This is a genomic window from Xanthomonas sp. SHU 166 (genome assembly GCF_000364685.1).
Lineage (GTDB): Bacteria > Pseudomonadota > Gammaproteobacteria > Xanthomonadales > Xanthomonadaceae > Xanthomonas_A > Xanthomonas_A sontii.
In genome coordinates this window covers 1-1,290 of record NZ_AQOJ01000641.1, presented here as the reverse complement: position 1 = coordinate 1,290, position 1,290 = coordinate 1, and the positions used below count along the sequence as shown (strand labels likewise).

Annotated in this window: 1 protein-coding gene and 1 pseudogene; both read right to left on the bottom strand. The window is 74.2% G+C overall.

The window, feature by feature from the left end; translation table 11 throughout:
* Nucleotides 1-530, bottom strand: a 530-nt coding sequence (locus tag D180_RS15485) for a CHASE2 domain-containing protein (protein WP_157835472.1), incomplete at its 3' end; no start/stop codon positions are given.
* A pseudogene (locus D180_RS15480) lies at nt 527-1,290 on the bottom strand (peptidoglycan-binding protein LysM); the annotation flags it as partial. The gene D180_RS15485 and the pseudogene D180_RS15480, both read right to left, overlap by 4 nt.

The following is a 1,290-nucleotide window of genomic DNA, read 5'->3' as shown; positions in this document are numbered from 1 at the left end:
GGCCAGTGCGCACTGCCGAGCCCGGCGCGCAGGTAGACGCCGCGCGCGATGCCGTCGGCATCGACGGCGAGGTCGGTGTGCGCCAGCGCCGCTGCGGCGGTGGCGATGGCGGGGATCGGCAACAGCTCCTGCGGCATGTCCGCACCGCCGGCGCTGCCGATCACCGGCAGCACGGTGCGGCCATTGCGCCGCAGCGCCGCGGCCAGGCGCGCATCGTCGTCGGCGTGTTGCAGGTCGGGCTCGCTGAACAGCAGATCCAGCGCCACCCGCTCGGTGCCCGCTGCGCTGAGCCGGTCGAGCAGGCGCGCGTGCAGGTCGCGTCGCCATGGCCACTGGCCCAGTGCCTGCAGGCTGCGGTCGTCGATGGCGATCAGCAGCATGCGCGGATCGGCTGGACGCGGCGCCTGCGCGATTGCCGCGTCGTACAGCGCGTTGTCCAGTCGCCCGGTGACATCGCCCAGGCTCAGTGCCGCGGCCAGTGCGGCTGCGACGAGCGCCACCAGCACGTGTCGCAGCAGCGTGGCGTTCACAACGCCAGCCACAGCAGCAGCGCGCCGCCGGCCGTGCCGAGCTTGCAGTAGCGGCAGGGCAGGTCCAGCGTCTGCGGCGTCGAGAACGGCGCGGCCTCGCCGTCGGCGTCCAGGGTCTGGATGCGCACGTACCAGGTGCCGCGGCGCGGCCGCGGCAGCGCGACCTGCGGCTGGGTCACGGTGCGTTCGAGCAGGCCGCGGTGGAACGCGGGATCGCGCGCCAGCTGCACCCGGTAATGGTGCGCGTCCGGATCCGGCTGCCAGCGCAGGGTCAGCGTGCTGCGCTCGGCCTGTGCCGGCGCCAGGCCGGGATCGGCCGGCGTATCGCTGAGATGCAGCGTCAGCGCCTGCCCGAACGGGCCTTGCCGGCCTTGCGCATCGCGCGAGGCGAGGCGCCAGAAGTAGGTGCCGGGCGGCAGGGGCTGCGGCGCGCGCAGATGGGTCGCGTCGGTCTCCTGCTCCAGCAGCAGGTCCTGGAACTGCGCATCGCGCGCCAATTGCAGCACGCTGCTGGTCGCCTCCGGGTTGCGGGTCCAGACGAAGCGTGGCCGCGCGATGCGCAGTTGCTGCTCGTGCAGCGGCTGCACGGTCAGCGGCGGCAGCGGCGTGGCCGAGACCTGCAGCGGCTGCTCGGCGTCCTCGCCTTCCACGCCGGTGGCGGTGACGCCGCGCAGCAGCAGCCGCAGGTCGCCGGCCGGCAGCGCGTCCAGCGCCAGTGCGGTGGCCTCGGTTTCCTGGGCGAAGCGCAGCACCTCGCGTT